We start from the raw sequence: 254 nt of genomic DNA, 5'->3' as shown, positions 1-254 counted from the left end.
GGTGATGCTGCCAACTTACTGATTTAGTGTATGATGGTGTTTTTGAGGTGCTCCAGTGGCTTCTGTTTCTATCAGCTGTCCCTCCTGTTCAGCTACTGACGGGGTGGTGCGTAACGGCAAAAGCACTGCCGGACATCAGCGCTATCTCTGCTCTCACTGCCGTAAAACATGGCAACTGCAGTTCACTTACACCGCTTCTCAACCCGGTACGCACCAGAAAATCATTGATATGGCCATGAATGGCGTTGGATGCC

General features: G+C 50.8%; 1 protein-coding gene. It reads left to right on the top strand.

Annotated features, from left to right (window positions below; genetic code table 11):
* Nucleotides 1–55: 55 nt before the first annotated feature.
* Nucleotides 56–254 (top strand): IS1 family transposase (locus OOJ59_RS28035; protein WP_000179198.1); only part of this gene is annotated, 199 nt, incomplete at its 3' end.

This window comes from Citrobacter sp. W9 (genome assembly GCF_026719375.1).
Classification (GTDB): domain Bacteria; phylum Pseudomonadota; class Gammaproteobacteria; order Enterobacterales; family Enterobacteriaceae; genus Citrobacter; species Citrobacter werkmanii.
The sequence above is the reverse complement of the archived record's forward strand: the minus strand, read 5'-3'. Positions and strand labels throughout refer to the sequence as shown.